Below are 23980 nucleotides of genomic sequence, written 5' to 3'. Positions count from 1 at the left end.
TGACTCAAAATATCTTAACTTCTAAAATCTCTACAGCGCCCACAACGATTGATACTGCTCATCAGTCAACGTCACGATATCGATTTCGGCTAGCATCTCGCGCAGTTCTTCCCACTTACTTGCACTTGGTTTGATAGGCGTGATTAATCTACCGAGCGTATTATTAATGATGGCATCCATCAGCGTATCTGCTTCGGTCTTGCTATAGTCGTAATACATACGGTGGGCTGTGGCTGGCTCGTTTTTGCACAGTTCAGTCATCTGATTGGTCACTTGGATAAAGGTATCTATCGCGTCCTTTTTCGCACTATAGATCTCATCTGTCGTCAGAATCTCTAACGCTGAGAAGTTCGGATAGGGTGACAGGTGTTGATCGATAAATTCAAAGTCCAACCCTTCATGAGTTGCTTCAACGCCTTCAAAGTTATAAAAGCATAACCATGCACCATCTAGGCTTGGGTCTTCTTGCAGGTTTTTTATATGATAGAAGTCTTTTTGTACAAAGCTCACATTATCACGGCTGATACTAAAGCCGTTTTTTTTGGCATAGCGCGCTAATATCTCAAAGCCAATACGATTGGTTTTTTCCTCAGTTGCAGGGGTACAGATGCGGATTGGCTGATTGTTTTTTAATTTATCCATGCTAGCGCGTTGCATCAATATGCCGCCATCGGTCTCAAAAAAGCAGCCCAGTGCACGTAGATTAGGCGCGTAATGTTCAAACAGATGGATAGGCTCATTGACATGCAGGTCGATACTTTGGTTCTGTAGTTCGGCAAAGCCATCATAGTGGTCGTCTGGCTCGATAATAGTGATATCAAGCCCTGCTTGCTCATATGCGCCCGTGGTCACACCAGCGATAAAGGGCAGATGATCAGGGTTTAAAAACCATTCGAGGGTCAGAGTAAGTTTGGTGGTCGGCTGCATGGTTGTTCCCTTTTAAGTATAGAAAACAATCAGACTGATACGATTAAGTAAAACAAGAAAGGCCAAATAAGAAAAGTGAAGTCTCGATGCTAACTGTCAGATGCTCGGTATTTGATATGGTCAACACTACCAGTGCATCATCTATAGACTGCGCTTATTTATAGACCTCTGAGGGTATGTCACGCTTGTTTCCTACGTCAGTGCTAACTGCTTCAGGTTCACGGGTGTGTCTCAGCGATGATTTGGACTGTGTGTACAGCGTTAAATCAAAGCACCCCGACAAGATTGATTGGTATTGCATTATTTTTGATCAGTACTGCGAATGGCTATTATCGATAGCTACTGCGTCATCATAGACGACTTACAAGATGGGATGCAAGCGTATCGGGAATGACGATGGCAGGTGATGACTGGTGTTCGTTAACCGCTCTTTATGATAGCTGTTGTTTACCACAGCTACTGATAGTTATTTTTAGCGACGTGTTAATAGAAGAGTGCAGCATTTATTATTGGTACTTACCCAATTACTAACCAAACATACCTATCAATAGCAAAAACCTTATATAAATAGTCTTGTGCGCAGACGGGCGATATTGCATGATTAGCCTTCTATGCCGCTGCTTATATAATAGGTGCTACTCTAAACAATCGACACTTGGCATAACTGACAACTTACACGACCGACAACTTATATGACCGACAATAAAAAAGCGTTCTATTACCGACCTAAGACTGATCAATCCAACAGCCCAATGCTGCGTTGGACCTTTGTGACGCTTGGTTGGTTGTTTTTTATCTTAGGGATTATCGGTATATTGTTGCCAGTGATGCCCACCGCGCCTTTTATCTTGCTAGCAGCAGGCTGCTGGGCACGCAGTTCTCGACGTTTTCATTTTTGGCTGATTAATCATAAATACTTTGGTAAATTCGTCCGTGACTGGGAGGAGAATCATGCCGTTCCGCTTTATGCCAAGTGTTTAGCGACGGTTATGATGGCAGCATCAACAATTATGTTATTTTATCGTTTGCCTGCCGATATGATGTGGATGGCATGGGCGGTAGCCGCTGTCTGTAGTGGGGTAGCGATATATTTGTTCCGTTTACCAAATGCCTAAATCTGTTGCAATTTGCGCCAAAATCAGCCAATAAACGGCTCTGGTTACACGAAACATGAGATAAGACTTGCGATACTGGGATGTACCCCTTATAATACGCTCAAGCTTAAGAGCAGTTCTGCACCAAATCATTACCTCGTAGTATTAGTTATAATCCTTCGTTTTAATATTTATCGTTCAGTAGCTATTTGCAAGCGTTACCGGTCACTAGACCATTAATAAATTTAAAAGTAGGATTATACTATGTCAGACGTTCAAAAAGGTACAGTTAAGTGGTTCAACGAAGCTAAAGGCTTTGGTTTCATCGCTCCAGAAACTGGCGCAGACGTTTTTGCTCATTACAGCGAAATCACTGGTTCAGGTTTCAAAACTTTGGCTGAAGGCCAAGAAGTTGAGTTCACTGTAACTCAAGGCCAAAAAGGCCCACAAGCACATAACATCGTTGCTATCTAATTTGTCTTTATAGACAGATAGATGAATAGATGTAGAAAAGCGAACCTTCGGGTTCGTTTTTTTTCGTCTGCGATTTAGTATTTAGAGACTTAGTGCTTAAAGCATTAGTACTTGAGAGGCTGATATTTAAGGTACTGTTATTAAAGTTAGTACTAGTCCAAGATTAAAGGTTTTAGCCAATCATATTAAATCAAATAACAGATGCAAAAGGGCCTCCGACTATAGATAGTTGGAGGCCTTTTATATTGTGCAATGACATCAGCAGTTAAGAATGGACATTTAGCTTATTATATAAAGCTAATGCCGATATTAATCAGACCGCCGCCCAGTATCAACCAACCAAACATAATAGCGCCTAAGATAAGCGGTCTAACGCCAGCTTGCTTGATCGCACTTAGATGAGTGGTCAGACCTAATGCAAACATGGCCATCGTAAGTAGCACATCGTCCAACATAACCATACTGCGTACGATACTCTCAGACATCGGCATCCATGTATGTATCAACACAATGCCAATAAAAATAAACGCAAACCATGGCACTTTGACTTGTTTGACGCGAGTCATAAATGACGCTGTCTCGTTTTTACTGCTTTTATCTTCTATAGCGGTATTATTTACGGCGCGCTCTTTGGTTAGCGCAAAAGACAACACGAGTAAGAAAGGCGCGAGCATCATAACGCGTATCATCTTGGTCACGACAGCGGTATCGCCAATCTCAGTATTGATTGCATTACCTGCGACCACGACTTGCGCGACCTCATGGACGGTTGAGCCAGTGTACATGCCGTACTGCTGGGCGCTTAGCCAAGGTTGTAACCAACCGAGATGATATAAAAAAGGATACAGCAGCATCGCGATAGTGCCAAACACCACCACAGTTGCCACGGCGATAGTGACTTTATGAGCTTGTGCGTTGACGACTGGCTCTGCAGCAATAACGGCAGCAGCACCGCAAATACTCGCGCCTGAGCCAATCAAGATAACCGTTTCTTTATCAACTTTTAACCATCTAGTACCTAGCCAATAGGTTAGTAAAAAGGTTGATGTCAGTACCAGCGCATCAGTCATAATCGCTGGCATACCGACGCTCGCAACTTGTGTCATGGTCAGTTTAAACCCATAAAACATAATCGCAAGGCGTAGGATTTGGCCCTTTGCAAAGCAAACACCACCATTTAAACGTTCAGCGAATTTAGGATAGATGGTATTGCCCAAGATCATGCCTAGCAATATCGCTAGCGTTAAAGAGGATAAGCCAACGATACGTCCGTTTGACCAGATATCCAAACTACTATCCAACCATAAGCAAAACAAACTACCAATCAGAACAACTACCAATCCCGCCAAGTGACGGTGATTAGGAGTGTAGTTATGAACGGAGTTGCTGACTGATTGGACGAATGTGTGCATGACGCGGCATCCTATTACTTATATTAAGATAAGCATAAGCTTATGAATAGACAGTATATGCCCGCTGTATTTATAATAAAAACAGATTAATAAGATACAAACTATCGATTTTTTAGGTTGTATTCTATGATAGGAGTCGATATACCGCGCATGAGCATCAAAAAAGACAAAAATCACGGATAAAACAGCGCAAAAACTGACATAAGGCATCATTGATAACATGAAAAAATCTGTGCAGACAGTGCCAAAGATTACGCTTAAGCAGCTCGCTGTTTTTGTCAGTATTTATCAGACAGGCAGTACCAGTCGCGCCAGTGAGGAGCTGCATTTATCACAATCAGCAGTCAGCAGTGCACTGACAGAGTTAGAGTCTAGACTACAGATGCCGCTATTTGAGCGCGTCGGTCGCAGGCTTAATCAACACCCCAATGCTCATCCTATTTATATACAGGCACAGGCTATCTTGGGTCAGTCGCTCACGCTTGAGCATTATCATCAGTATCAAGCAGGGCAGATTCATATCGGTGCTAGTACCACTATCGGCAACTACGTGCTGCCGTCATTGCTTGGTAAGCTATATGAGGCGCTGCCCGATGCCAATGTCGATATGTATATTGCCAATACGCAAGAAGTAGTAAGCGAGGTTGAGCAGCTAAATATTGATATTGCGCTAGTAGAAGGGATGCCGCGTCCCATAGATATGAAAGTTATTGAGCAGCACAAATGGCGTACCGATACGCTAGTGATATTTGCCAAGCGTGATGGCAAATGGCTAAAGAATGTGGCTACCTATAGCCAAGATGAGGACTGCTATCAGCTGAATATTAATCAGTTGGCGCAGTTGCCGTTACTGGTGCGTGAGGCAGGGTCAGGCACACGGCAGATTATCGACGAGCAATTGCTTAAGTATCTACCTAATGCAGAAGTGGTAAAGGCGATACATCAATCTGAGGCCATTAAGCACATGGTAAGTGCAGATATTGGCCTGGGTTGTCTATCGCAGCATGTGATTGAGACGGAACTGGCGACAGGCAAGTTGGTACAAGTGAACGTGGCGGGGATTGATCTATCAAGGACATGGTGGCTGGTCTGGCATAAGGCTCGTCACCAAAGCCCGATTTGGCAAACCTTTATAGATATTATTCAACAAGATTAAGCGATGACTCTAAAAACTATCAGCCATAAAAAAGCGCAGCGTCAAAAGTTACGCTGCGCTTTTTTTGAGACATGCTCTAGAGAATACAAGACAATCAAAGCATATTGTTATGCTGAAACAGGTTTGTCCAGTCTTACTACAAAGCTATCGCAAGGTACATTGGGCAAGATATTATCCGCAGTTGCGCCACTGATCCATGCAGCGATACCAGTACGCTTATGACGACCGATGACCAATAGGTCGACATCGTGTTTATGACAGTAGCTGACGATACCTTCACTGCTAGAGATAGCAGTCGTGACTTCTGACGTTGCTGCATTTAGCTGATTGCGTTCAAGGAATTGCGCCAGTTTTGCGCGCGCTTCTTGGCAGCGTTCATCATCAATCTCATCGTATAGGCTAGAGGCAGGCACCAGCTCATAGCCAAAGCCAACCATGGTGTCTTTGACAATATGCAAAACAGATAGCTTAGAGCCTGGACGGTTTTCAACGATGCGCTTGGCCTTTTGGGCGACTATATCTGCATCAGAGAGTAAGTCGGTGACCAGTAAAATATGTTCGTAACTCATAGCGTCTTCCTCATGTCAGATAGTATTTACTATAGCACTACTCTAGGGCGCTGTTAAGTAAAGCTTGTCGTCTTTAGCAGCGGATGAGAGCAATGCCAATTATTCCGGAACAGGCTGATCAAGTTTCACCACTAAGCTATCGCAAGGGACATTTGGCAAAATACTATCGGCAGTGGCTCCAACCAACCAAGCAGCGATACCATGGCGCTCATGACGTCCAATGATAAGTAAGTCGACCTCTTTTTCACGGCAGTAGTTAATGATACCTTTACTATTAGAGATGGCAGCGGTTACCTCAGAGTTAATCGCTTCTAGCTCGTTGCGTGCCAAAAATTGCGCTAATTTCGCCCGTGCTTCTTGCCACTTTTCACTATCGACATCACCCGAGAGGCTAGAGGCAGGCACGAGCTCATAACCGAAGCGTACCATGTCATCTTTGACTATATGCAAGACGGACAGTCTGGCTTCAGGAGAGCCTGCGAGGATACGCTTGGCTTTTAGCGCCACTTTGTCTGCATCGGATAGCAAATCAGTGACCAGTAAAACATGTCGGTAGCTCATAAAGTACTCCACTCCTGTTGATAGTTAACTTTATAGTAGCAGTGCAGACCGTCTTTGTTAAGTAATAAATCCATAATAAAATTGTGGATATTGATGAATTTGTAACTATAAGGCATTAATAGCTAGAGTTGATAGCCGCGTAGATTATGTGATGGATTATTGCATGGCTGTTGCCTTGACTTATCCATGTCGCAGCCCCACTAATAGCGCTAAGCCAACTCTTTTTTAGCCAATTTATTACTCTATTTTCCCTGACAGTCAGGGCACTATACGCATAATAAGCGATAAGGATAACTATGACGGACACGCCATTTACTGCTGATTTAACCTTGCATCCAGCATTTGAGCTGATTGAGCATCGCCATATTGAGGCGCTATCGATGGATGTGCTGATCAGTCAGCATGTAAAAACAGGAGCGATGCATTATCATCTGGCACACCCAAGTGATGAAAATGCGTTTTTGGTCGGTTTTCGCACCCAGCCGATGGATTCAAAAGGCGAGGCGCATATCTTAGAGCACGTGGCATTGTGTGGTTCGAATAAGTTCCCAGTACGTGATCCGTTCTTTTCAATGATTAAACGCTCACTAAACACGTTTATGAATGCGATGACTGCAGCCGATTGGACCGCCTATCCGTATGCGACGCAAAACAAAAACGACTATTTTAACTTGCTTGCTGTCTATCTGGATGCGTCGTTTTTCCCAAATATCCATCCGCTCGATTTTGCCCAAGAAGGCATCCGCGTAGAGCTTGACGAAAATGATAAGCCGCAGTTTAAAGGTATCGTTTTTAATGAAATGAAAGGCGCAATGAGTGGCGAGATTGATCAGCTATATCATACGGTTGCTCATCATCTGTTCCCAACGACGACCTATCATTACAATTCAGGCGGCGACCCTGCCGATATCCCTGACTTGACGCACACTGAGCTGACCGAGTTTCACCAGAGCCATTATCATCCGTCAAACAGTGTCATCATGAGCTTCGGTAATATTCCTGTTGCTGAGACGCAAGCGAAGATACACGAAGATGCCTTGATTCAGTTTGAAGCAGGCAAAAAGCATGTATCGCGTCCAGAGCAACGTTTGTCTGCACCAATCAGTGCGGTTGATACTTATACTGCTGACGAAGCAGGCCCAGATCAGACGCATCACGTGGTTGCTTGGTTACTACCATCAATTACCGATCCTAAGCAGCGCTTAGCATTGCGTCTATTAGAAGGCGTGCTGATTGAGCATGCAGGCTCGCCATTGCGTGCTTATCTTGATAGCCATCCACTAGGTAAAGCGCCAAGTCCGTTATTGGGTCTAGATGACAGTCATTATGAGATGGTCTTTTATACGGGTCTGCGCGGCTCTAACCCTGAACATGCCGAAGCAGTAGAGCAAGGTATTATCGACTTGCTAACCGAAGTAGCCAATTCACCAGTTGATGATGAGACAATCGAAACCATTCTGCATCAGATTGAGATTGATCAGCGTCACATCGGCGGCGATAGCATTCCTTATGGTCTAAACCTTATGCTAGAGGGCTTTAGTACCGCCATTCATGATGGCAATCCTATCGATGTTTGGGAAGTAGACGAGCATCTACAGTGGCTACGCGAGCAAGTCGTCGATCCACAGTGGCTACCGAACTTGATTAAAACGCATCTGTTAGACAATCAGCATCGCGTACGCGTAACGATGACCCCTGATAGCGAAAAAACAGCCCGTTTGGCAGCAGCTGAACAGACTCGTTTGGATACTATCGAGATGGATTTGACCGCTGATGACAAAGCTATCTTGAAGCAACAAGCTTTAGATTTGGCTGCACGTCAAGCTGCGCCAGATGATTTAAGCTTATTACCAAAAGTAGGTCTAGAAGATGTACCAACGGACATTAGCTTTAAAGAAGGCACGCAAAAGCAGGTGCGTTTGAGCGGGCAAGACAGCACGCTATTTGAGTATGAAGCGGGCACTAATGGTATTTATTACTATCAAGTGATTGTCCCGCTCACTGAGGCAATCGGTAATGCGAGCGCAGATGAGCTACCAGTCAATGATGTGATTAATCATCCATTGTTGCCTATTTATTTAAGTCTATTGTCTGAGCTAGGTACTGACTCGCTTAGCGCTCATGAGATGCAAGCTAAGCAAGCAGCACATTCTTCTGGTGTGACCGCTCGTATTAGCCAACGTACCAATGTTGATGATAGTCAAGCGATTAGCAGTTATTTCGTGGTGGCAACGCGTGCGCTAAATCGCAAGCCTGAAGCGATTGATTTGCTCAAAGAAGTCATGGAGCACAGTATTTTCTCTGAGCATGACCGTATCAAAGAAATCTTGCAGCAGCGTCAAGCAGGTTGGCAGTCAAACCTAGCAGGCTCAGGGCACTCTTATGCGATGCAAACGGCCAGTCGCGGTATGAGTCGCCAAGCGCAGTTGGAATATGTGCGCAGTGGTCTACCAGCATTGAACGCACTTAAAGATTTCTTGGCACATGCCAGCACTGACGACGCCCAGTGGGACCAATTGGCTACCAGCCTGATGGATTTACATCAACGTCTGATCAGTTTGCCTAAGCATGCCGTTATTATCTGTGAAGCAGAGCAAACCGAACGTTTAAGCAGTTTAATCGTTGATAGCTGGAAAGACAGCCAAGCGACGACCGCTTTTAATGATCTAACGAACGCAGCAGCAAATATCCCAAGCGAGTTTGCAAACCTGCAATTAGATACTGCGCTAAATGGTGCGACAGATACGGGTAAGGCATTAGAGAGTGGCGACGATGTTAAAAACGACGTGCTCGAGGTTGCAGATCTAGCATGGCTAGTACCAACCAATGTCTATCATAACGCCAGTGCCTATACTGTACCTGCTGCTGACCATCCTGATACCGCTGCACTCATGGTATTGGCGCCTTACTTACGTAACGGCTATTTGCACAGTGCAATTCGTGAGCGCGGCGGTGCCTATGGTGGCGGTGCAGGTTACGATGCCAACGCTTGTGCCTTTAAGTTCTTTAGCTATCGTGATCCACAGTGCGCTGAGACCTTTGCTCACTTTGACGCCAGTATCGAGTGGTTATTAAACGAGCCACAGACCGATGAGCAATTGGAAGAAGCTATCTTGGGTATTATCTCGGGTATGGATAAGCCGGGCTCTCCTGCAGGCGAAGCAATCAAAGCCTGCTTTGCAAACCTGCATCATCGCGGTGTTGACTGGCAGCGTAAAATGCGTGCGTCGATATTGGCCGTAACGGTTGCTGATTTGCAGCGTGTTGCCAAGCAATATCTGCAAGGGCAAAAGCATGTACGTGCAGTGCTAGCGCCTTACGACAAAGAAGAGGCAGTAAAAGGTCTTGGCTTTGAGGTTTGTAGAATAAAGAGCTAAGACAATTAGGTTTGTTTTTGATTAAAAGTTAAGCACAAAAAAGCCAAGCATCATGCTTGGCTTTTTGCGGTTAGGTAATTGACTAATATCGCTTGATACTCAAATCTTTGCCAATTTTGTCTTGATGAATCGGAAATTCTGACAAATTGTTATACTGCTTACGATCAGCAAAGTAGCTTTTTAAAGTACGGCGAATGGCTTCAAACGCCAGTGTATCCCATGGGATATCTTCTTCGCTAAACAATGCACAATCGAGGCTTTCTGAGCCAATACCATATGCGCCATCTTTTAGATCGGCCAGATAGATAGAGTAGATCTGCCCAATATCTGGTAAGTCATAAATGCAGTATAGATGCGGATTCAGTACGATGGCATCAGCTTCTTCGTAGCTCTCGCGTGCGGCACCCTCAGCCATGGTCTCGCCGTTTTCCATAAAACCTGCAGGTATCGTCCATAGGCCGTACTGGGGCTCAATGGCACGGCGGCAGAGTAGTACTCTATTTTCATGTACCACCAGCGAGCCACAGATAACTTTTGGGTTTTCGTAGTGGATATAATGGCAATTGGGGCATACCAAACGCGGCATATTGTCCGTAGGTGGGATTTTTCGTTCTGCTTCATGACCGCATTGGAGACAATAGCTCATACCAACTACCTTTATTAGTAAATATTGTGTGTCCACTTATCTTAAAAGTTTTTTTGCCGTTCTGATGTTTGCTTTTGTATACAACAATGATAGTGGAAAATGCTTTTAAGCATATCCTTTAATTTTTCACGAGAAAAGCTATTTTATTTAATTTTTATGATTACAACAAAAACGCTCTGACAGCGCATTTCAATCGCCATCAGAGCGTTCTTATCGAGTATATCCTACTTAGGAATTAGGTCGTAAAAAGTAGGTTATAGCAATTAGGTTTTTGTTTCGAGCATCTGTGTGAGTAGTCCAGCTGCGACTGACGCAGAGATAGGAATTAATGGCGTTACAGTGGCTTGAAAGTCATGATAAAGATCTTCGCGCGTCGGATACACGACCGTACTTAAGTTGCCATCTGCATCTACCTCATGACGCCAACCGCCATGCTCAAGATCAATCAAAGTACTGGCAATATAATCCCAAGCTAAACGGTAGTAATGTTCAAAGCGTGGATCATCCGTACGGCGCGATAGCATCAGCGCGGTATTAGCCATCTCAGCCTGTACCCAGTAAGGACGGTTTGGTATTGAAATCTCATCATCCCAGCCGATGGTATAGACCATGCCAGATTGACCGTCAGGTGCCCAGCCGCGCTCGATAGCGCTATCAAATAATGCGGTAGCATCAGGTAGCAGCCAATCAGGTACGTCATAACCATGCGCAATACAGGCAGACTCAACTTTCAGCAGCAGTCCTGCCCATTCTGCAAAATGACCAGGTGTGAGCCCCCAAGGTCTCAAATCATCAGAAGGTTCATTCGCATCGTAGTCAGGTAACAGATTCCACTTGCTATCAAAATGTTCAGGTAGGCGACCATCGTAATTACTAGGAATATCATGGCCGAAACGCTTGGCTAAGTGTAGCGCACGGTCTAGCCAACGCGTTTCACCCGTGGCATCTGCCAGGGCTAAGCAGGCTTCAGTCGTATGCATGTTGCAATTGGCACCGCGATAATCTTCGGGATCAGACCAGTCAGCCGCAAAAGAGGGCAGCATCGATTGTTCATTTTCTAACCAGAAGTGCTCATCGATAACGGTTATTGCAGCTTGCATGAGCTCTGAACCGCGCGGGCGACCAGCAATGCTAGCAGACGCGCCAGCAAGCGCGACAAACGCATGCAGATAGGCGTTTTTGCGTGATGGGTTTTCATGAGTTAAAGAGGCATCACTGAACCAACCGCCATGTACCGAGTCGCGTAATGGGCCATCGAGCAACGCGTTTATGCCATGGTCAGCAAATGTTGCTGCCCCCGGTATACCCATTAGTGCCGCTAGCGCATAGCAATGCACCATCCTCGCAGTGATAATGCTCTTTGCAGTATCATCTACCATGCTCCCATCATGACCCAAAGTAGCAAACCCTGAGGGCACGCGCGCTTTGGCATAATGTTCGAGCAAACGTTGCCCTTCAGCGAGCAACCAACGGCGATGAGTACTGCTATCTGCCCAACAGACAGATAGCAGGTCAGAGGAGTCAGGAGAATCCATGATATCAGCCATTGGTAATCATGCCTCCGTTTATGTGTAAGGTCTGACCAGTCACAAAGCTACTGTCTTGGCAAGCAAGAAATACATAGGCAGCACCCATCTCACGTGGCTGACCCATACGCCCCATTGGTGAAGACATAGATTCTAAAATATCTTTATCAAAGTCTTTAAATACCAGTTGAATCTCACTCACTACAGGACCTGGCGCCACCTGATTAACACGAATACCGCGACTAAGTAGTTGTTGCGATAACGCGCGGGTGTAACCGACGATAGCGCCTTTGGTTGCGGTGTACGGCACCAATACATCATTGCCGACATACGCATTCACCGAGGTGGTATTGATGATGCTATCACCTTCTTTCATATGCTCGAGGGCGGCGCGGGTTGCATAAAACATTCCTGCCATATTGACATCAAAATGCTGTTGCCAGTCTTCATCACTGACCTCAGACAAATCATGATACGGCTTTTGCATACCAGCATTATTGACTAACACATCAATGCCGCCCCATTTTGTCACGACGGCTTCTACTGCCTCTTTGCAACTACTACTATCTGCGGTATCACCCTGCAATACCAACGCGTCTGCGCCTTCTGCTTCAATACCTTCACGCGTCTCACTTGCGCTCTCTTCGTCAGAGTGATAAAGGATGGCAACTTTGGCACCTTCGCGTGCCATATGAAAAGCCACTGCGCGGCCGATACCACTGTCTCCGCCAGTGATTAAAACGCGCTTATCAGCCAGCTTTCCTGAGCCTTTATAGTTATCATTGATATATTCAGCAGGTGGCATCATGTTGTCAATTTGGTCTGTCATAATCTGTATCCTTCGTTCTTTTGAGGTGTTATCTATTTTTATTACAGCAAACCTATGACGCTGGCATCGATATTTTTATAATGCTATTTTAGAATGTCTGCCTCATAGCCTTGCTAACGACTATCATAATACTCAGATACATTTTTTGAAATATTACTCGGTTAATGTTTGGTAGTTTAAAAATGCGGCTATGAGACTTATTACCATGAACGAATATCAAGCAAAAAGGATATTGGGAAAGTCTCATTCGATAAAGCTATTACTGTCTAGAATAGATGGGATAAGGTATTGAGTAATTTAAGAAGGTGTGAAGATACAGCAAAAAACAATCATTTAGTTGAAAGATTTACCTTGATAGAGACTCAGTCTACATAACAAAGCATATACATAAGCGGCAAGCAATTTTATATTTACCATAGTTGCCGGATATATGTATAGCAATCAGCCGATACGTTAATACGTCGCACCTTGCCTGAAACGACATCAATATGAGATACATCTACTAAAGCAATAATCGGACTAATAAGAAAGGCTGCCATACTAGCAACAGGTTATACTGTTATGCTGGCACAGGTATTTTCATGAATAATATGAAGATGACCACTCATAGGATTTGATAATGACCATACCCGAAAATATTGATTTCTTTAACAAGTTTAGCGTCGCTGTCCCAAGTTTTATTCGTCATCCTACACTCAGAAAACTGGCCGAGCGAGTACAGCACGAGACATTGAACGCGCTGACGAGTCCAGCGATGTACGAGAGTGGCAACACCTCACAAAGTACGCGTATTTTGGACAGCTTATATCAGACACCGATTGCCGATGCATCAATATTGGTTGCGATCACTCATGAGCGCAGGCCTAAATTATTATTAACACGCCGCGCCGCCCATATGAACAGTCATGCGGGTGAAGTGTCTTGTGTGGGTGGTAAACATGATCGAGGCGATGGCAATAATGTCGTTACCGCATTGCGTGAAGCCTGTGAAGAAACAGCGCTACCGCCCAATAAAGTCCAGTTGCTTGGTCAGCTACCTATCCAAACTTCAAAAAGTGGTATGAGCGTACGTCCAATCGTCGCGCTTATCGCTCCAGGTCTGGTACTCGTACCTGAAGCGGGAGAGATATCACGTATCTTTTGGGCAGATTTAGAGTCGTTAGTCACTCAACCAACAGTAGAGTATGAAATTGAGTATAAGATGCAAGAGCAAATGGCTACCATACTGACGCCGAGCTGGCAGGTCGATGGTGAGACAGTATGGGGGCTAACAGGACGGGTAATTGCTAACCTATTAGAAACAGGGTTTGATCGACAGCTAGAATGGTATTACCGCGTAGAAAACAAACGCTGATAAATGTCATCTATTTATAATATAGTCGATGCAATTTAAAAGTAGTACAAGGCAACCGAGTGTAGATGTATATGTAATACTTCAAACGAGGTTAACGCAGTAATGCTTTTATAGTGGAATGACTATGGTCATCTACTTATAATAATCATCGTTCTTTTTAAGCCACCAGTTCATATTGTCTTGGCGCTTGGCACGGAATGCTTCTAGCTTATGAGCAACGGACGCATTATGCTGCCTTGCAGTATCGAGCGCAAAAAGAATCGGTACCGAAGACAACACGCCAAAGCGTATCTTTGACTTTGGTAAGTCCAGACCATCGCCTATATCATCACCAACTAAGGTGCGGGTGACACTCGCGTTGACCATTTCAACAAAACGTCCACGGCGATTATCTTCACCCATCAGCTGACGCGGTAAATCATGCAATGCTTTTGCCAATGGCTGACCCATCTTAAAGTCTAGCTGCTGTATCGATAGATAGGTATAGAGCCATTCCCAACACGCAGCCTCATCTTTTGGTAAACGATCTAGATCAACACCCATCCAATAACTGGCAAGACTCCATAGATGCAGGATACCTTCAGCTTCTTCTGTGCTAATACGTGCGCCCAACAATCGTAGACCGCGCATAATCAGTAACGAGAACTGCAAGTGGGTGGCAATCATATCGGTTTGATTGATAGGGATGCCCCAATAGTCAGTATTCCAACTACCGTCAGGGTTATGATGTTGCTCGGCATTTGGTATCAGGCCTGTAGCCGCATTGCCTTTCCCTTTGAGTAAGTTTTGCCGTACCAAAGTATGTATCTGACGTACTTGGATCGATTGTCGCCAGCCCTCAGAGCCAATGGCTAACACTTGCTCGACAGGTTTATTTTGATTAACTGCACTCATATTAGATGAAGGGTGTTCAGACACAGCTAGGATATAAGCATAAGTACGCATCAGTCGCGGTAGCGCATCGTGCATCAGTGCACCTGTCTGAATGAGCGGTAGCGAGAGGGCAGGGATGCTATAGCCAGCCATCAGAGCAACATTACGCAGTAGCCAAATGAGCATGAGTGGATAGCGCCGATAGGCAACCGCACCTATCTGGGCAAGCTTTGGGTCGAACCAGTCAGGATGGCTGCTAAATTGCTCAGTGAGCGCGCTAAATGATGGATTATTTACAAGGTCGTTGTTCGTAAGTTTATGGTTTAGACTATCGCCAAGAATAGTATGCTGTAAAGGTCTTGCAAACTTTATGTTCTGAGCGGCTAACGCGTCTGCAAGCGGATCGCCAATATCGTAACCTGCCACGATTTCATCAAGTAGAGCAGGCGAGATCGTAAATTCTTTTGGTAATAGATAACGTTTAATGCGTTTTAAAACCTGCAAATCACTATGGTCATTGATAGCAGTGGTACGTCCATGACGCTGATAAGTGTTCGATGATTGAGCATTCGATGATGGAAAGTCAGGTTTGTCAGTTGGAGTACTTGCCGTATTGATGATTTTCTTATCCATAATTATCAAGTACCATTTTTAGAGTGAAGACATGCCTTAGAGCGTAAAACTTGCATTAAGATAGCTTTGCATCACAATCATTCGTAAAAATTACTGGATTGGTTCAATGAATCTAATTGCTGCTGTGTTGTTCGGATACGGCGTTTGGTATCACGAATCTCATCAGATAGAGATAGCAGCCGTGCACGGGCTTCTTTTTCATTAGAAAAGTCTAGCATTTCACCATTTTCTAGCTTATCGAATTCTGATTGATAAGTATCTAGGAGGCGATTGTCTTTGTCTAACTGACTGTCTAAGGCGTAATAATCTAGACCTTTTTGATTAGCCGCTTGCAATGTGTTGGTTATAGTAATAGGGCAAACGTTGTTCAACTGACGACCACGTCTACCAATGTTATAGGCATTATTGATGGTGCAGTACTGTTGCAGACCAAGTTTACGACCGCGCTCCCATGCCTGATAGTCAGGTGCGACACTGGCTTTGGCACAGGCTTTTGTATGAGAGGCTAATCGGTCTGAATGGTAACCTGCTACGCCATCGTTATAGCCGATAGCCTGCCAGTCACCGACGAGACATTCCTGCTTGGAGAGTGTTGCACAGCCTGCTAGCAGATAAATACTACCGAACACAGATAACCCTAATGCCAGTTGACGTACAACGCGGTGTATAGGTCGGTACATGGTTAGCTCCGATAGCTGTAATAATTATGATAACGATAATAACTATGAACACAAATAAATGATGCAATTAATCACGTTATATAGTCTAGTCATCGATTGCTAGGTCACTTGTAGGTATCTCGATAACGTACATACAAATAAAATAGAGCAGCTTATAAGTGGGATCAATATTAAGCAGTACCACTATAAGCTACTCTATATCTCAAAGGTATTCATTAATGCGGGCGAGTCAAGTCGACCGATGTACCGCTAGCATTGTCTTTTAAGCTCATTTTTAGCATGATGTAACCAGCAATACCAGAGACGATTGAACCCATAATAATACCCAAGCGCTCATCAAACATAGTAGTGTCGCCAGCGAACGCCAAGCCACCGATGAACAAACTCATGGTAAAACCAACACCGCACAATAGAGCTGCGCCGTAAATCTGCTTATAGTCCATACCTTTTGGCATGGTTGAGATACCAAGTTTAAAGATTAGCCAGCACATGAACATGACGCCTAACTGCTTACCAATAAATAAACCAGCGGCGATACCTAGCGGCACTGAGTGGAATAGCTCAGCAAAACCTGCGCCTTCGAGAGAGATACCCGAGTTGGCAAAAGCAAAGATTGGCAAAATACCAAAAGCGACGGTATTGTGTAGATCGTGCTCTAGCTCTTCAAGCGGAGAATGTTCAGGATCAGTGCGGTCGAACATCGGGATAAACAGTGCTAATACCACACCGGCCAATGTTGCATGGATACCAGACTTGAGTACGGCAATCCACATGATCAGACCAATGAGTAGATATGGCGTAATATTGGTGACGTTACGACGATTAAGAACATATAAGAACGGCAAACATAGACCAGCTACTGCCAATGATTCTAACGATAACTCACTGGTATAAAATAAAGCGATAATCAAAATCGCACCAATGTCATCAAAAATCGCAATAGAGACCAAAAATACCTTTAAAGAGTTAGGTACACGATTACCTAAGAGACTCAAAATACCGAGTGCAAAGGCAATATCTGTAGCCGCAGGAATGGCCCAACCTTTCCAAAACTCAGGCTCGTTGTAGTTAAAGAGCAGATAGACAATCGCCGGCATAATCATACCGCCCAATGCGGCACCTGCTGGTAGTATTATCTGTTTGACATTGGATAGCTCACCAATGAGTACTTCACGCTTCAGCTCTAATCCAACCAAGAAAAAGAAAACCGCCATCAGACCATCGTTGATCCAGTGATGAGCATCTTTGGCAATCGCAAACTCACCAATCTGAATGGCGACTGGTGCATGAATAAAACCTTCATACCAAACATTAAGAGGGGAGTTGGCAATGATCATTGCAGCAATGGCAGCCAATGCTAAGACGATACCGCCTGCTGCCTCAAATTCAAAAAATGCCTTAATCCTTCGTATTGCCATATCATCCTCATTCGCTAAATACAATTTACTAAATAACCTCAAATATCCATCAATGTCTGCGCTACCTATAATTTTGAGGTAGCAAATAGACAGAAACAGTTTCTCATACTCTTATCAATATAGACAACAAAATACGTTGAGCCAGTGCCAACGGTCTACTTTTTTATATTCACAATAGCAATATTATAAAGAGGATTTGACGAGCACAATAGTTGTAAGTCGTTACATCTTTTTAATAAGTCGCTATTCGGCTGAGCATATTCGGAACGTTATTAGACAAATTTAGCAGACTTTGTTACGTTTTTGGCTTTTTTTACGGTTTTATCTTTATAATGAGCAGCGCTGTGCAACGTGTCATTATTTCTTTTGCTAGCACTGGTAAGCTGTCAGCTTATCGATAACGATATTTTAGCCTTATCTCAGAACTTCTTTTCTCTTCTTATCATATTTTGCAGGTCAGGGTCATGGACTTAACTTTCTCGTTAGAGATTATTTTAATGCTTACTGCGGTGGCCGCATTGGCAGGATTTATTGATGCTATCGCTGGCGGCGGCGGGTTGTTGACCATTCCAGCCATGCTACTGGCCAACATCCCACCAGTATTAACGCTCGGTACCAATAAACTGCAAGCGGCATCAGGCGCCCTAGCGGCGTCTATTACTATGATTAGAAAAGGGGTCGTCAAACCGCAACGTATCAAAGTCGCTATCATTGCCGCTTTTATTGGTTCCGTTATCGGTACCATCGCTGTACAGATGTCACCACCTGACTTGCTTGAAAAGGTCATTCCATTTTTAATCGCGGCTATCGGTATCTATACGTTATTTGCCCCTAGGCTTGGCGAAGTAGAAGCTGCACCGCGTATCTCAGAGGGCAAATGGCAAAAAGTCGTGGCACCGTTGATTGGTTTTTATGATGGTTATATCGGTCCAGGTACGGGTATGTTTTTTGCGCTTGGCAATGTAGCACTGCGTGGGCGACAGATTATCGAGGCGACAGGTACGGCAAAAGTATTGAATTTATCTACCAATATCGGCTCACTCATATTCTTTATTTTGGGTGGTAACGTATTGTGGAAAGTGGGGCTAGCGATGATGGTTGGACAAACCATCGGTGCCTATTTTGGCTCACATATGGTGGTAAAGGGCGGCAGCAAGCTCATTCGTCCGATGATTGTCGTGGTATGTTTGGCCATGCTGACCAAGTATGTTTTTGGCTAAATAAAAATAATAAATCTATCTATCACAAAAAAACCTCAGTCCATGTGCATGGGTGACTGAGGTTTTTTTATGACATTATTTATCCAATAGATGTGATTAGCGGCGACGATCAACATCATCGTATTCACTACCCATGATGCCATCACTAAAGACTTCAGAGAACTCACGCTCATTGTCTTCATCGATATGACCATCAAATACATCTTTTGCACCAGCGTTAGGATCGTTGTAAATAGCCAGATCCATTTTGCCTTCTGATTTTGCCACGATAGTAGTAACAGCAGCATCACCACCGACGTTAACTGCGGTACGTAGCATATCAAGGATACGATCCACACCCAAGATTAGACCGATACCTTCGATTGGCAGACCCACTTGAGCAAATACCATAGACAGCATGATTAGACCAACACCAGGTACGCCAGCCGTACCAACAGACGCTAGTACTGACATCAAGATGACGGTTAAGTATTCAGTCACGCCCAAATCAATGCCGTAAATGTTGGCAATAAAGATGGTCGCAGTACCCTGCATGATAGCCGTACCATCCATATTGATGGTAGCACCAAAAGGAACAGTGAACGACGCAACTGAGTTATTAACACCCATACGCTTGGTAACCGTACGCAAGGTAATAGGAATCGTCGCGTTCGAGCTTGAGGTACTAAAAGCAAAGATCTGTACTTCACGCATTTTTGCCAAGAACGTCTTGATAGACAGGCCTGAAGAGACTTTAAGTACAATCATCATGGTAACAAAGAAGTGGAAGGCCAATGAACCAACCAATACCGCGACATAACCAAGTAGTGACCAAATCAAGTCTAAACCTAGCTCAGCCATTGCTTTGGTCAATAGTGCAAATACACCATATGGTGCAAGGTTCATGATGATCGTGACCATCTTTAAGATAACTTCGTTGATCAGCTCTAGGCTCTGCACTAAGCCTTTGGCAGGTTTACCTACCATCAAGATACTGACACCGATCAAAATAGCAAAGAAGATGATCGATAACATATCGCCATTTGCCATCGCACTGATTGGGTTCGATGGGATGATGTTAGAGAATACATCAAGTAGAGGCGGCGCTGACGCAGCTTCAAACTCGGCTTCGGTTGCGATATCCATACCTTTACCGATACCGAATAGCGAGCCAAGACCAATCGCAGTCGCAATAGCGAGTGCAGTGGTTATCATATAAATAATGAACGTTTTGGTGCCAATACGTCCAAGTAGGCGAATATCACCAATACCGCATACACCGCAAATCAATGAGATAAGCACCAAAGGTACGACCAACATTTTTAGCGAGTTGACAAATAGTTTACCAATAATAGCAAGGAAGCCATTAGTGATGTAAGTATTAACAAAGCCACCTTCGCCGTTCAATCCTGAGTAGTTTAGAAATAGGCCCAGTCCAATACCGAGCACCATGGCAACAATGATCTTGCCCGTCAGTCCCAAATTCTTCCACATAATTCATATCCTTTGTGTGCATAACAGCTTTATAGTAAGTGTTCATTAGACAACATGATTGTACTTATCAGCCTTACTATAAAGCTTGTTATGACTATTAAGTTCCCGCGATTGTCGCTCGATGTCACATTTTTGTGGACAATATAAAAGAATAGCTAAGGGCACTGCAAGATTTTTTTCTGATTTTATTCTAAATGTACATTCCTTGTTACAACTATGTGCCCATAATATAGTCAATATTTATTCTAAACCGTTTGTTTCCTATATGAAACAAAATATTCATGAAAGAGTTTTTAGGGTAAGCAAATATGTCAAACTATTGATATCGGACCATTGATTTTAAATTATCAAAATATAAAGGAAAGAATAAGACTCATACGACTAGTTAAGCTTAAAGTTTTCGATAGATCAAAAAAGCCAGACTATCGTTTATAGATAATCTGGCTAATAAAAAGTGAAAATTTTACTATAAAATCTAATAATACTCGGTTGCTAATAGCAATATTAAAAACAGAATAGACCATTAAACCTTATCATCTTCTTCGCGTGACAAAGGTGGTTGGCGTTCTAAAGGTTTGATATTATTATCACTTGTTTCAGCATGTATCTCGTCAGGTGGTGCAATATGACGATTATGATTATTGCCCATACGCTCGTTAAGATGTGATTCAGCATCACGATGGCGATGATCGAGTGCCTCTACTTCAGGCTCTGACTCTTCAAAATCTGTCTGCGAATTTACTTCTTTGACAGTATCTTGCTCACTGACCAACTCTACATCGCCATCACTTTCATAACCATGATTAGGATTGGCATCACCAGTATGGTCGTCTGTATTTGCAGTGCTGTCTAGGTCGTTAATAGCTGGTTCGTTAGTGGCTAGCTCATTAACGGTAGATGCATCGGTATCCACAGCGATACCGTTTTTACTCTGAGCTTGTCTCTTTAGCTGTGCATAATCAGTCAGTTGGTGAACTGCATTTTCAAGCGCATGCGGATTGTCACGTTTTAGCGCTTCCGATAGATGCTCGTCAAACGTATCAGTCAACAATGAATCAAAACGCATGGCGTTATATTGAATCAGCACTTCTGCTTCTTCTTCGGTAATGCCGCCATTTTGACTGGCATGTACCACATGATCTTCAAAGGTTAGACCTTCAAAGCTGTCCTGATGTTCTGCCTTTTTGAACTTCTGCCACAACGGTTCAATTTCGACCAACGTCTGATAAGCATGCTCCATACGACCAGTTACATCGTCTGCATCTGTGTTGTAATAAACCATGGTTTTAAGATAATCGCGGAATGGATTGGCTGCAAAATCATCCATGAAAGTATCACCCAATTGGCGTTTTAGCTCATCGCTTGCTGGGATAAAGATACGTCCACTTGGGAAGGTCACAAAGCTAACCACATTGGCTGCCATACGATTCGGGAAGTTAGCAAAGAATGACACAAAGGCTTCTTGAATCGTATACAAGCTGTTTTGTAGCGCAACTTCGGCATGTAAGCGCTCAGATTCTGACTTGCTACCATGCTCATAGAACTGCAAAATAGCAGTCGCAATAAATAGATGACTATGGATATCTGATAAACGACCAGAGAGCATCTCTTTACGCTTTAAATCTCCTGCTAGTAGTCCTAATGCCATATCAGCAGTTAGGGCAAAGCTCGCACTTAAGCGGTTAATATGTTTGTAATAGGGACGGGTAAAAGCATCTGCGAAACTCGGGGCCTTATCGCTACCGCCAATATAGCCTGCGACAAAGGCTTTTGCACCACGGTTAAACGTGTAGCCTAAATGCTTGAAGAAAAGAGTATCGAATTTTTCAGTGGCAGCCGCTTTGTCTTCGCTTTGTAGTAACTGAAGCTCGTCGAATAGATAAGGATGACAACGCATCGCGCCTTGACCAAAGATCATGAGTGAGCGGGTCAAAATGTTGGCGCCTTCGACAGTGATAGAGACAGGAATCGCCTGATAAGGTGTCGCCAAAAAGTTACGGGGACCCATTTGTACAGCACGACCACCGACCACATCCATACCGTCGTTGACGACGCTACGCATGGTTTCAGTCGCATAGTATTTTGCCATGGCAGTCATGACTGATGGCGTGCCACCTTGGTTTAATCCGCAAGTGACCAAATGACGGAACGCTTCTAACATATAAGTGTTACTCGCCATACGGCTAGTGGCGTCTTGTACACCTTCAAACTTACCTACGGATATCTTGAACTGTTCGCGAACTTTTGCAAATGCGCCAACAGATAGATAGGTCATTTCACTGGCTGATGTCGATAGAGCTGGCAGAGAAATACCACGTCCAACACCCAAGCATTCCATTAGCATACGCCAGCCGCGACCAGCGTTCTCGACACCGCCGATGATGTAATCTAATGGGATAAAGACGTCCTTGCCATCGACTGTACCATTCATAAATGGTGAGCCGATTGGATTATGACGTGGCCCTGTTACCACACCTTCGTGATTAGCTGGAACGAGGGCACAGGTAATGCCGTAATCGGTTTTTTCAGGATTGCCAAGCAGACCTTCAGGATCGTACATTTTAAATGCTAAACCAACGACAGTGGCGACAGGTGCTAGGGTAATCCAACGTTTAGAGAAGTTCATGCGCAGGCCAAGCACTTGCTCGCCTTCGTGCATACCGTAACAGACCACACCTGTATCAGGAATAGCACCTGCATCAGAGCCAGCTTCAGGCCCAGTCAAACCAAAGCAAGGCACTTCATCACCTTTGGCAAGACCTGGCAACCAGCGCTGCTTTTGCTCGTCTGTACCATAGTGCATCAATAGCTCACCAGGACCGAGCGAGTTGGGAACCATACAGGTCACAGCGGCAGTCGGCGAGCGCGAAGCGATTTTACTCATTACACGACTTTGCGCATAAGAGCTAAATTCTAAGCCGCCAAATTCTTTTGGAATGATTAAACCTAAGAAGCCATTACTTTTAATAAATTGCCATGCCTCAGGTGATAGGTCTTTATCTTTATGCTGGATTTGCCATTCATCAAGCATTGCACATAAGGTTTCTACTTCATTATCGATGAAACTTTGCTCTTCTTCTGAAAGCTGCGGATAAGGATAATTGGCAAAGGTATCCCAGTTTGGCGCACCCATAAACAGCTCTTTTTCCCACCAACTAGTACCCGCATCAAGCGCTTCACGCTCTGTATCACTCATACTCGGCATCGCACCGCCCAGCGCCTTATATACAGGCTTAGTGATTAACGATTGGCGAAGCGGTGCAACGAGTAAGACCAAACACAGTAGGGCCATTGGTATACCCAAAATGAGCGACCATGGGCTGATAATTGCGGTGACGATAACCGTAATCAGGGCGACGATGCTACCGGTGACCCGTGATAAGGACAACAAAAAGATGGCCAAGACCACGGCTAACTGAATGATGACTGCCAAAATAAACAAGCCAATTGCCATGACTATCTCCTTTAAAGCGCTGAATAAAAAATGCGAAAAGTACGTAAATGAAAGAGCTAACTATAATTGTTTTTCGTCTTGCCATTTACTGTCTTACAAGTAAATCGAATGATTTGTTAATCCATAAATGCTTGGTTGTACGTCTTTTAAATACTAGTATTAATGGTCTAGTAAGTAATTAACAAATAAATGACAAGAATAGCTACTAATATGAAACAGTTGTCGATAACTATCAAGAGCCAAAATGCTACGCTCTGTCGATGATATGTATCAAACATAATTATTTACAGGTTAGGCATATGAC

18 protein-coding genes and 1 riboswitch are annotated in these 23980 nt (G+C 44.0%); of the genes, 6 read left to right on the top strand and 12 right to left on the bottom strand.

Going from position 1 to position 23980, the window contains the following annotated elements; genetic code table 11:
• Positions 1-30: 30 nt before the first annotated feature.
• The gene (locus JMX91_RS06100) at positions 31-927 is read right to left on the bottom strand and encodes an ABC transporter substrate-binding protein (protein ID WP_201548120.1); all 897 of its coding nucleotides are present in this window, start codon (positions 925-927) and stop codon (positions 31-33) included.
• Positions 928-1099: 172 nt separating this feature from the next.
• A riboswitch (TPP riboswitch) is annotated at positions 1100-1216 on the bottom strand.
• A 403-nt stretch (positions 1217-1619) separates the two neighbouring features.
• Between JMX91_RS06100 and JMX91_RS06095 the strand changes: the two genes are divergently transcribed.
• Both JMX91_RS06095 and JMX91_RS06090 read left to right on the top strand, forming a co-directional pair.
• Entirely contained in the window at positions 1620-2042 is a 423-nt protein-coding gene (locus JMX91_RS06095) for a YbaN family protein (protein ID WP_102094045.1), read from the top strand.
• Between the two features lie 243 nt (positions 2043-2285).
• Positions 2286-2495 carry a cold-shock protein gene (locus tag JMX91_RS06090; RefSeq protein WP_045453470.1) on the top strand — a complete coding sequence of 70 codons (210 nt, stop codon included), beginning with the start codon at positions 2286-2288 and terminating at the stop codon, positions 2493-2495.
• Between the two features lie 287 nt (positions 2496-2782).
• Here JMX91_RS06090 and JMX91_RS06085 read toward each other — a convergent pair whose 3' ends face one another.
• Positions 2783-3907, bottom strand: coding sequence for a YeiH family protein (locus JMX91_RS06085; RefSeq protein WP_201548119.1), 1125 nt, complete (start codon positions 3905-3907; stop codon positions 2783-2785).
• A gap of 220 nt (positions 3908-4127) precedes the next feature.
• Between JMX91_RS06085 and JMX91_RS06080 the strand changes: the two genes are divergently transcribed.
• Entirely contained in the window at positions 4128-5063 is a 936-nt protein-coding gene (locus tag JMX91_RS06080; protein WP_201548118.1) for a LysR substrate-binding domain-containing protein, read from the top strand.
• 107 nt (positions 5064-5170) lie between these two features.
• Here the strand turns inward: JMX91_RS06080 and JMX91_RS06075 are convergent, their stop codons facing one another.
• Both JMX91_RS06075 and JMX91_RS06070 read right to left on the bottom strand, forming a co-directional pair.
• Positions 5171-5632, bottom strand: coding sequence for a universal stress protein (locus JMX91_RS06075; protein WP_057761630.1), 462 nt, complete (start codon positions 5630-5632; stop codon positions 5171-5173).
• A 99-nt stretch (positions 5633-5731) separates the two neighbouring features.
• The gene (locus JMX91_RS06070; protein ID WP_201548117.1) at positions 5732-6193 is read right to left on the bottom strand and encodes a universal stress protein; all 462 of its coding nucleotides are present in this window, start codon (positions 6191-6193) and stop codon (positions 5732-5734) included.
• A gap of 296 nt (positions 6194-6489) precedes the next feature.
• Between JMX91_RS06070 and JMX91_RS06065 the strand changes: the two genes are divergently transcribed.
• A complete protein-coding gene (locus JMX91_RS06065) occupies positions 6490-9570 on the top strand; it encodes an insulinase family protein (RefSeq protein WP_201548116.1) in 3081 nt (1026 codons plus the stop codon).
• An 82-nt stretch (positions 9571-9652) separates the two neighbouring features.
• On the opposite strand, the gene JMX91_RS06060 is transcribed toward JMX91_RS06065, so the two are convergent.
• The 3 genes from JMX91_RS06060 to JMX91_RS06050 all read right to left on the bottom strand — a co-directional run bounded on the left by JMX91_RS06060 (position 9653) and on the right by JMX91_RS06050 (position 12571).
• On the bottom strand, positions 9653-10216 hold the full coding sequence (locus JMX91_RS06060) for an NUDIX hydrolase (RefSeq protein ID WP_201548115.1): 564 nt from the start codon (positions 10214-10216) through the stop codon (positions 9653-9655).
• 263 nt (positions 10217-10479) lie between these two features.
• Positions 10480-11751: an AGE family epimerase/isomerase gene (locus tag JMX91_RS06055; RefSeq protein WP_201548114.1), complete on the bottom strand. Its 1272-nt coding sequence runs from the start codon at positions 11749-11751 to the stop codon at positions 10480-10482.
• Positions 11752-11755: 4 nt separating this feature from the next.
• Positions 11756-12571, bottom strand: coding sequence for an SDR family oxidoreductase (locus JMX91_RS06050; protein ID WP_201548113.1), 816 nt, complete (start codon positions 12569-12571; stop codon positions 11756-11758).
• Between the two features lie 619 nt (positions 12572-13190).
• On the opposite strand from JMX91_RS06050, the gene JMX91_RS06045 reads away from it, so the two are divergent.
• Complete coding sequence (locus JMX91_RS06045; RefSeq protein WP_057761619.1) at positions 13191-13925, top strand: NUDIX hydrolase; 735 nt, start codon at positions 13191-13193, stop codon at positions 13923-13925.
• A gap of 132 nt (positions 13926-14057) precedes the next feature.
• Here JMX91_RS06045 and JMX91_RS06040 read toward each other — a convergent pair whose 3' ends face one another.
• The 3 genes from JMX91_RS06040 to nhaA all read right to left on the bottom strand — a co-directional run bounded on the left by JMX91_RS06040 (position 14058) and on the right by nhaA (position 17529).
• Positions 14058-15431, bottom strand: a complete 1374-nt coding sequence (locus JMX91_RS06040) for an oxygenase MpaB family protein (protein ID WP_201548112.1) — start codon at positions 15429-15431, stop codon at positions 14058-14060.
• A gap of 77 nt (positions 15432-15508) precedes the next feature.
• Complete coding sequence (locus JMX91_RS06035) at positions 15509-16111, bottom strand: DUF2799 domain-containing protein (RefSeq protein WP_201548111.1); 603 nt, start codon at positions 16109-16111, stop codon at positions 15509-15511.
• Positions 16112-16326: 215 nt separating this feature from the next.
• Entirely contained in the window at positions 16327-17529 is a 1203-nt protein-coding gene (gene nhaA / locus JMX91_RS06030; RefSeq protein ID WP_102091810.1) for a Na+/H+ antiporter NhaA, read from the bottom strand.
• A gap of 464 nt (positions 17530-17993) precedes the next feature.
• On the opposite strand from nhaA, the gene JMX91_RS06025 reads away from it, so the two are divergent.
• Positions 17994-18749 (top strand): TSUP family transporter, encoded by a 756-nt coding sequence (locus JMX91_RS06025; protein ID WP_201548110.1) that lies wholly within the window; start codon positions 17994-17996, stop codon positions 18747-18749.
• A 96-nt stretch (positions 18750-18845) separates the two neighbouring features.
• On the opposite strand, the gene JMX91_RS06020 is transcribed toward JMX91_RS06025, so the two are convergent.
• Both JMX91_RS06020 and JMX91_RS06015 read right to left on the bottom strand, forming a co-directional pair.
• Positions 18846-20222, bottom strand: coding sequence for a dicarboxylate/amino acid:cation symporter (locus JMX91_RS06020; RefSeq protein ID WP_201548109.1), 1377 nt, complete (start codon positions 20220-20222; stop codon positions 18846-18848).
• Between the two features lie 523 nt (positions 20223-20745).
• Positions 20746-23676 (bottom strand): acyl-CoA dehydrogenase, encoded by a 2931-nt coding sequence (locus JMX91_RS06015; protein WP_201548108.1) that lies wholly within the window; start codon positions 23674-23676, stop codon positions 20746-20748.
• Between the last annotated feature and the right edge of the window lie 304 nt (positions 23677-23980).

It is taken from the genome of Psychrobacter sp. Pi2-1, from assembly GCF_904846645.1.
GTDB lineage: Bacteria > Pseudomonadota > Gammaproteobacteria > Pseudomonadales > Moraxellaceae > Psychrobacter.
This window is presented reverse-complemented; position numbering and strand designations above follow the sequence as displayed.

Bases quoted from the DNA above. Each gene is read 5' to 3' on its own strand.
- JMX91_RS06035 (WP_201548111.1), bottom strand. From the start codon at position 16,111: ATGTACCGACCTATACACCGCGTTGTACGTCAACTGGCATTAGGGTTA.
- JMX91_RS06025 (WP_201548110.1), top strand. From the start codon at position 17,994: ATGGACTTAACTTTCTCGTTAGAGATTATTTTAATGCTTACTGCGGTG.
- JMX91_RS06060 (WP_201548115.1), bottom strand. From the start codon at position 10,216: ATGAGCTATTGTCTCCAATGCGGTCATGAAGCAGAACGAAAAATCCCA.
- JMX91_RS06075 (WP_057761630.1), bottom strand. From the start codon at position 5,632: ATGAGTTACGAACATATTTTACTGGTCACCGACTTACTCTCTGATGCA.
- JMX91_RS06020 (WP_201548109.1), bottom strand. From the start codon at position 20,222: ATGTGGAAGAATTTGGGACTGACGGGCAAGATCATTGTTGCCATGGTG.
- nhaA (WP_102091810.1), bottom strand. From the start codon at position 17,529: ATGGCAATACGAAGGATTAAGGCATTTTTTGAATTTGAGGCAGCAGGC.
- JMX91_RS06050 (WP_201548113.1), bottom strand. From the start codon at position 12,571: ATGACAGACCAAATTGACAACATGATGCCACCTGCTGAATATATCAAT.
- JMX91_RS06085 (WP_201548119.1), bottom strand. From the start codon at position 3,907: ATGCACACATTCGTCCAATCAGTCAGCAACTCCGTTCATAACTACACT.
- JMX91_RS06015 (WP_201548108.1), bottom strand. From the start codon at position 23,676: ATGGCAATTGGCTTGTTTATTTTGGCAGTCATCATTCAGTTAGCCGTG.
- JMX91_RS06040 (WP_201548112.1), bottom strand. From the start codon at position 15,431: ATGGATAAGAAAATCATCAATACGGCAAGTACTCCAACTGACAAACCT.
- JMX91_RS06100 (WP_201548120.1), bottom strand. From the start codon at position 927: ATGCAGCCGACCACCAAACTTACTCTGACCCTCGAATGGTTTTTAAAC.
- JMX91_RS06080 (WP_201548118.1), top strand. From the start codon at position 4,128: ATGAAAAAATCTGTGCAGACAGTGCCAAAGATTACGCTTAAGCAGCTC.
- JMX91_RS06070 (WP_201548117.1), bottom strand. From the start codon at position 6,193: ATGAGCTACCGACATGTTTTACTGGTCACTGATTTGCTATCCGATGCA.
- JMX91_RS06045 (WP_057761619.1), top strand. From the start codon at position 13,191: ATGACCATACCCGAAAATATTGATTTCTTTAACAAGTTTAGCGTCGCT.
- JMX91_RS06090 (WP_045453470.1), top strand. From the start codon at position 2,286: ATGTCAGACGTTCAAAAAGGTACAGTTAAGTGGTTCAACGAAGCTAAA.
- JMX91_RS06095 (WP_102094045.1), top strand. From the start codon at position 1,620: ATGACCGACAATAAAAAAGCGTTCTATTACCGACCTAAGACTGATCAA.
- JMX91_RS06065 (WP_201548116.1), top strand. From the start codon at position 6,490: ATGACGGACACGCCATTTACTGCTGATTTAACCTTGCATCCAGCATTT.
- JMX91_RS06055 (WP_201548114.1), bottom strand. From the start codon at position 11,751: ATGGATTCTCCTGACTCCTCTGACCTGCTATCTGTCTGTTGGGCAGAT.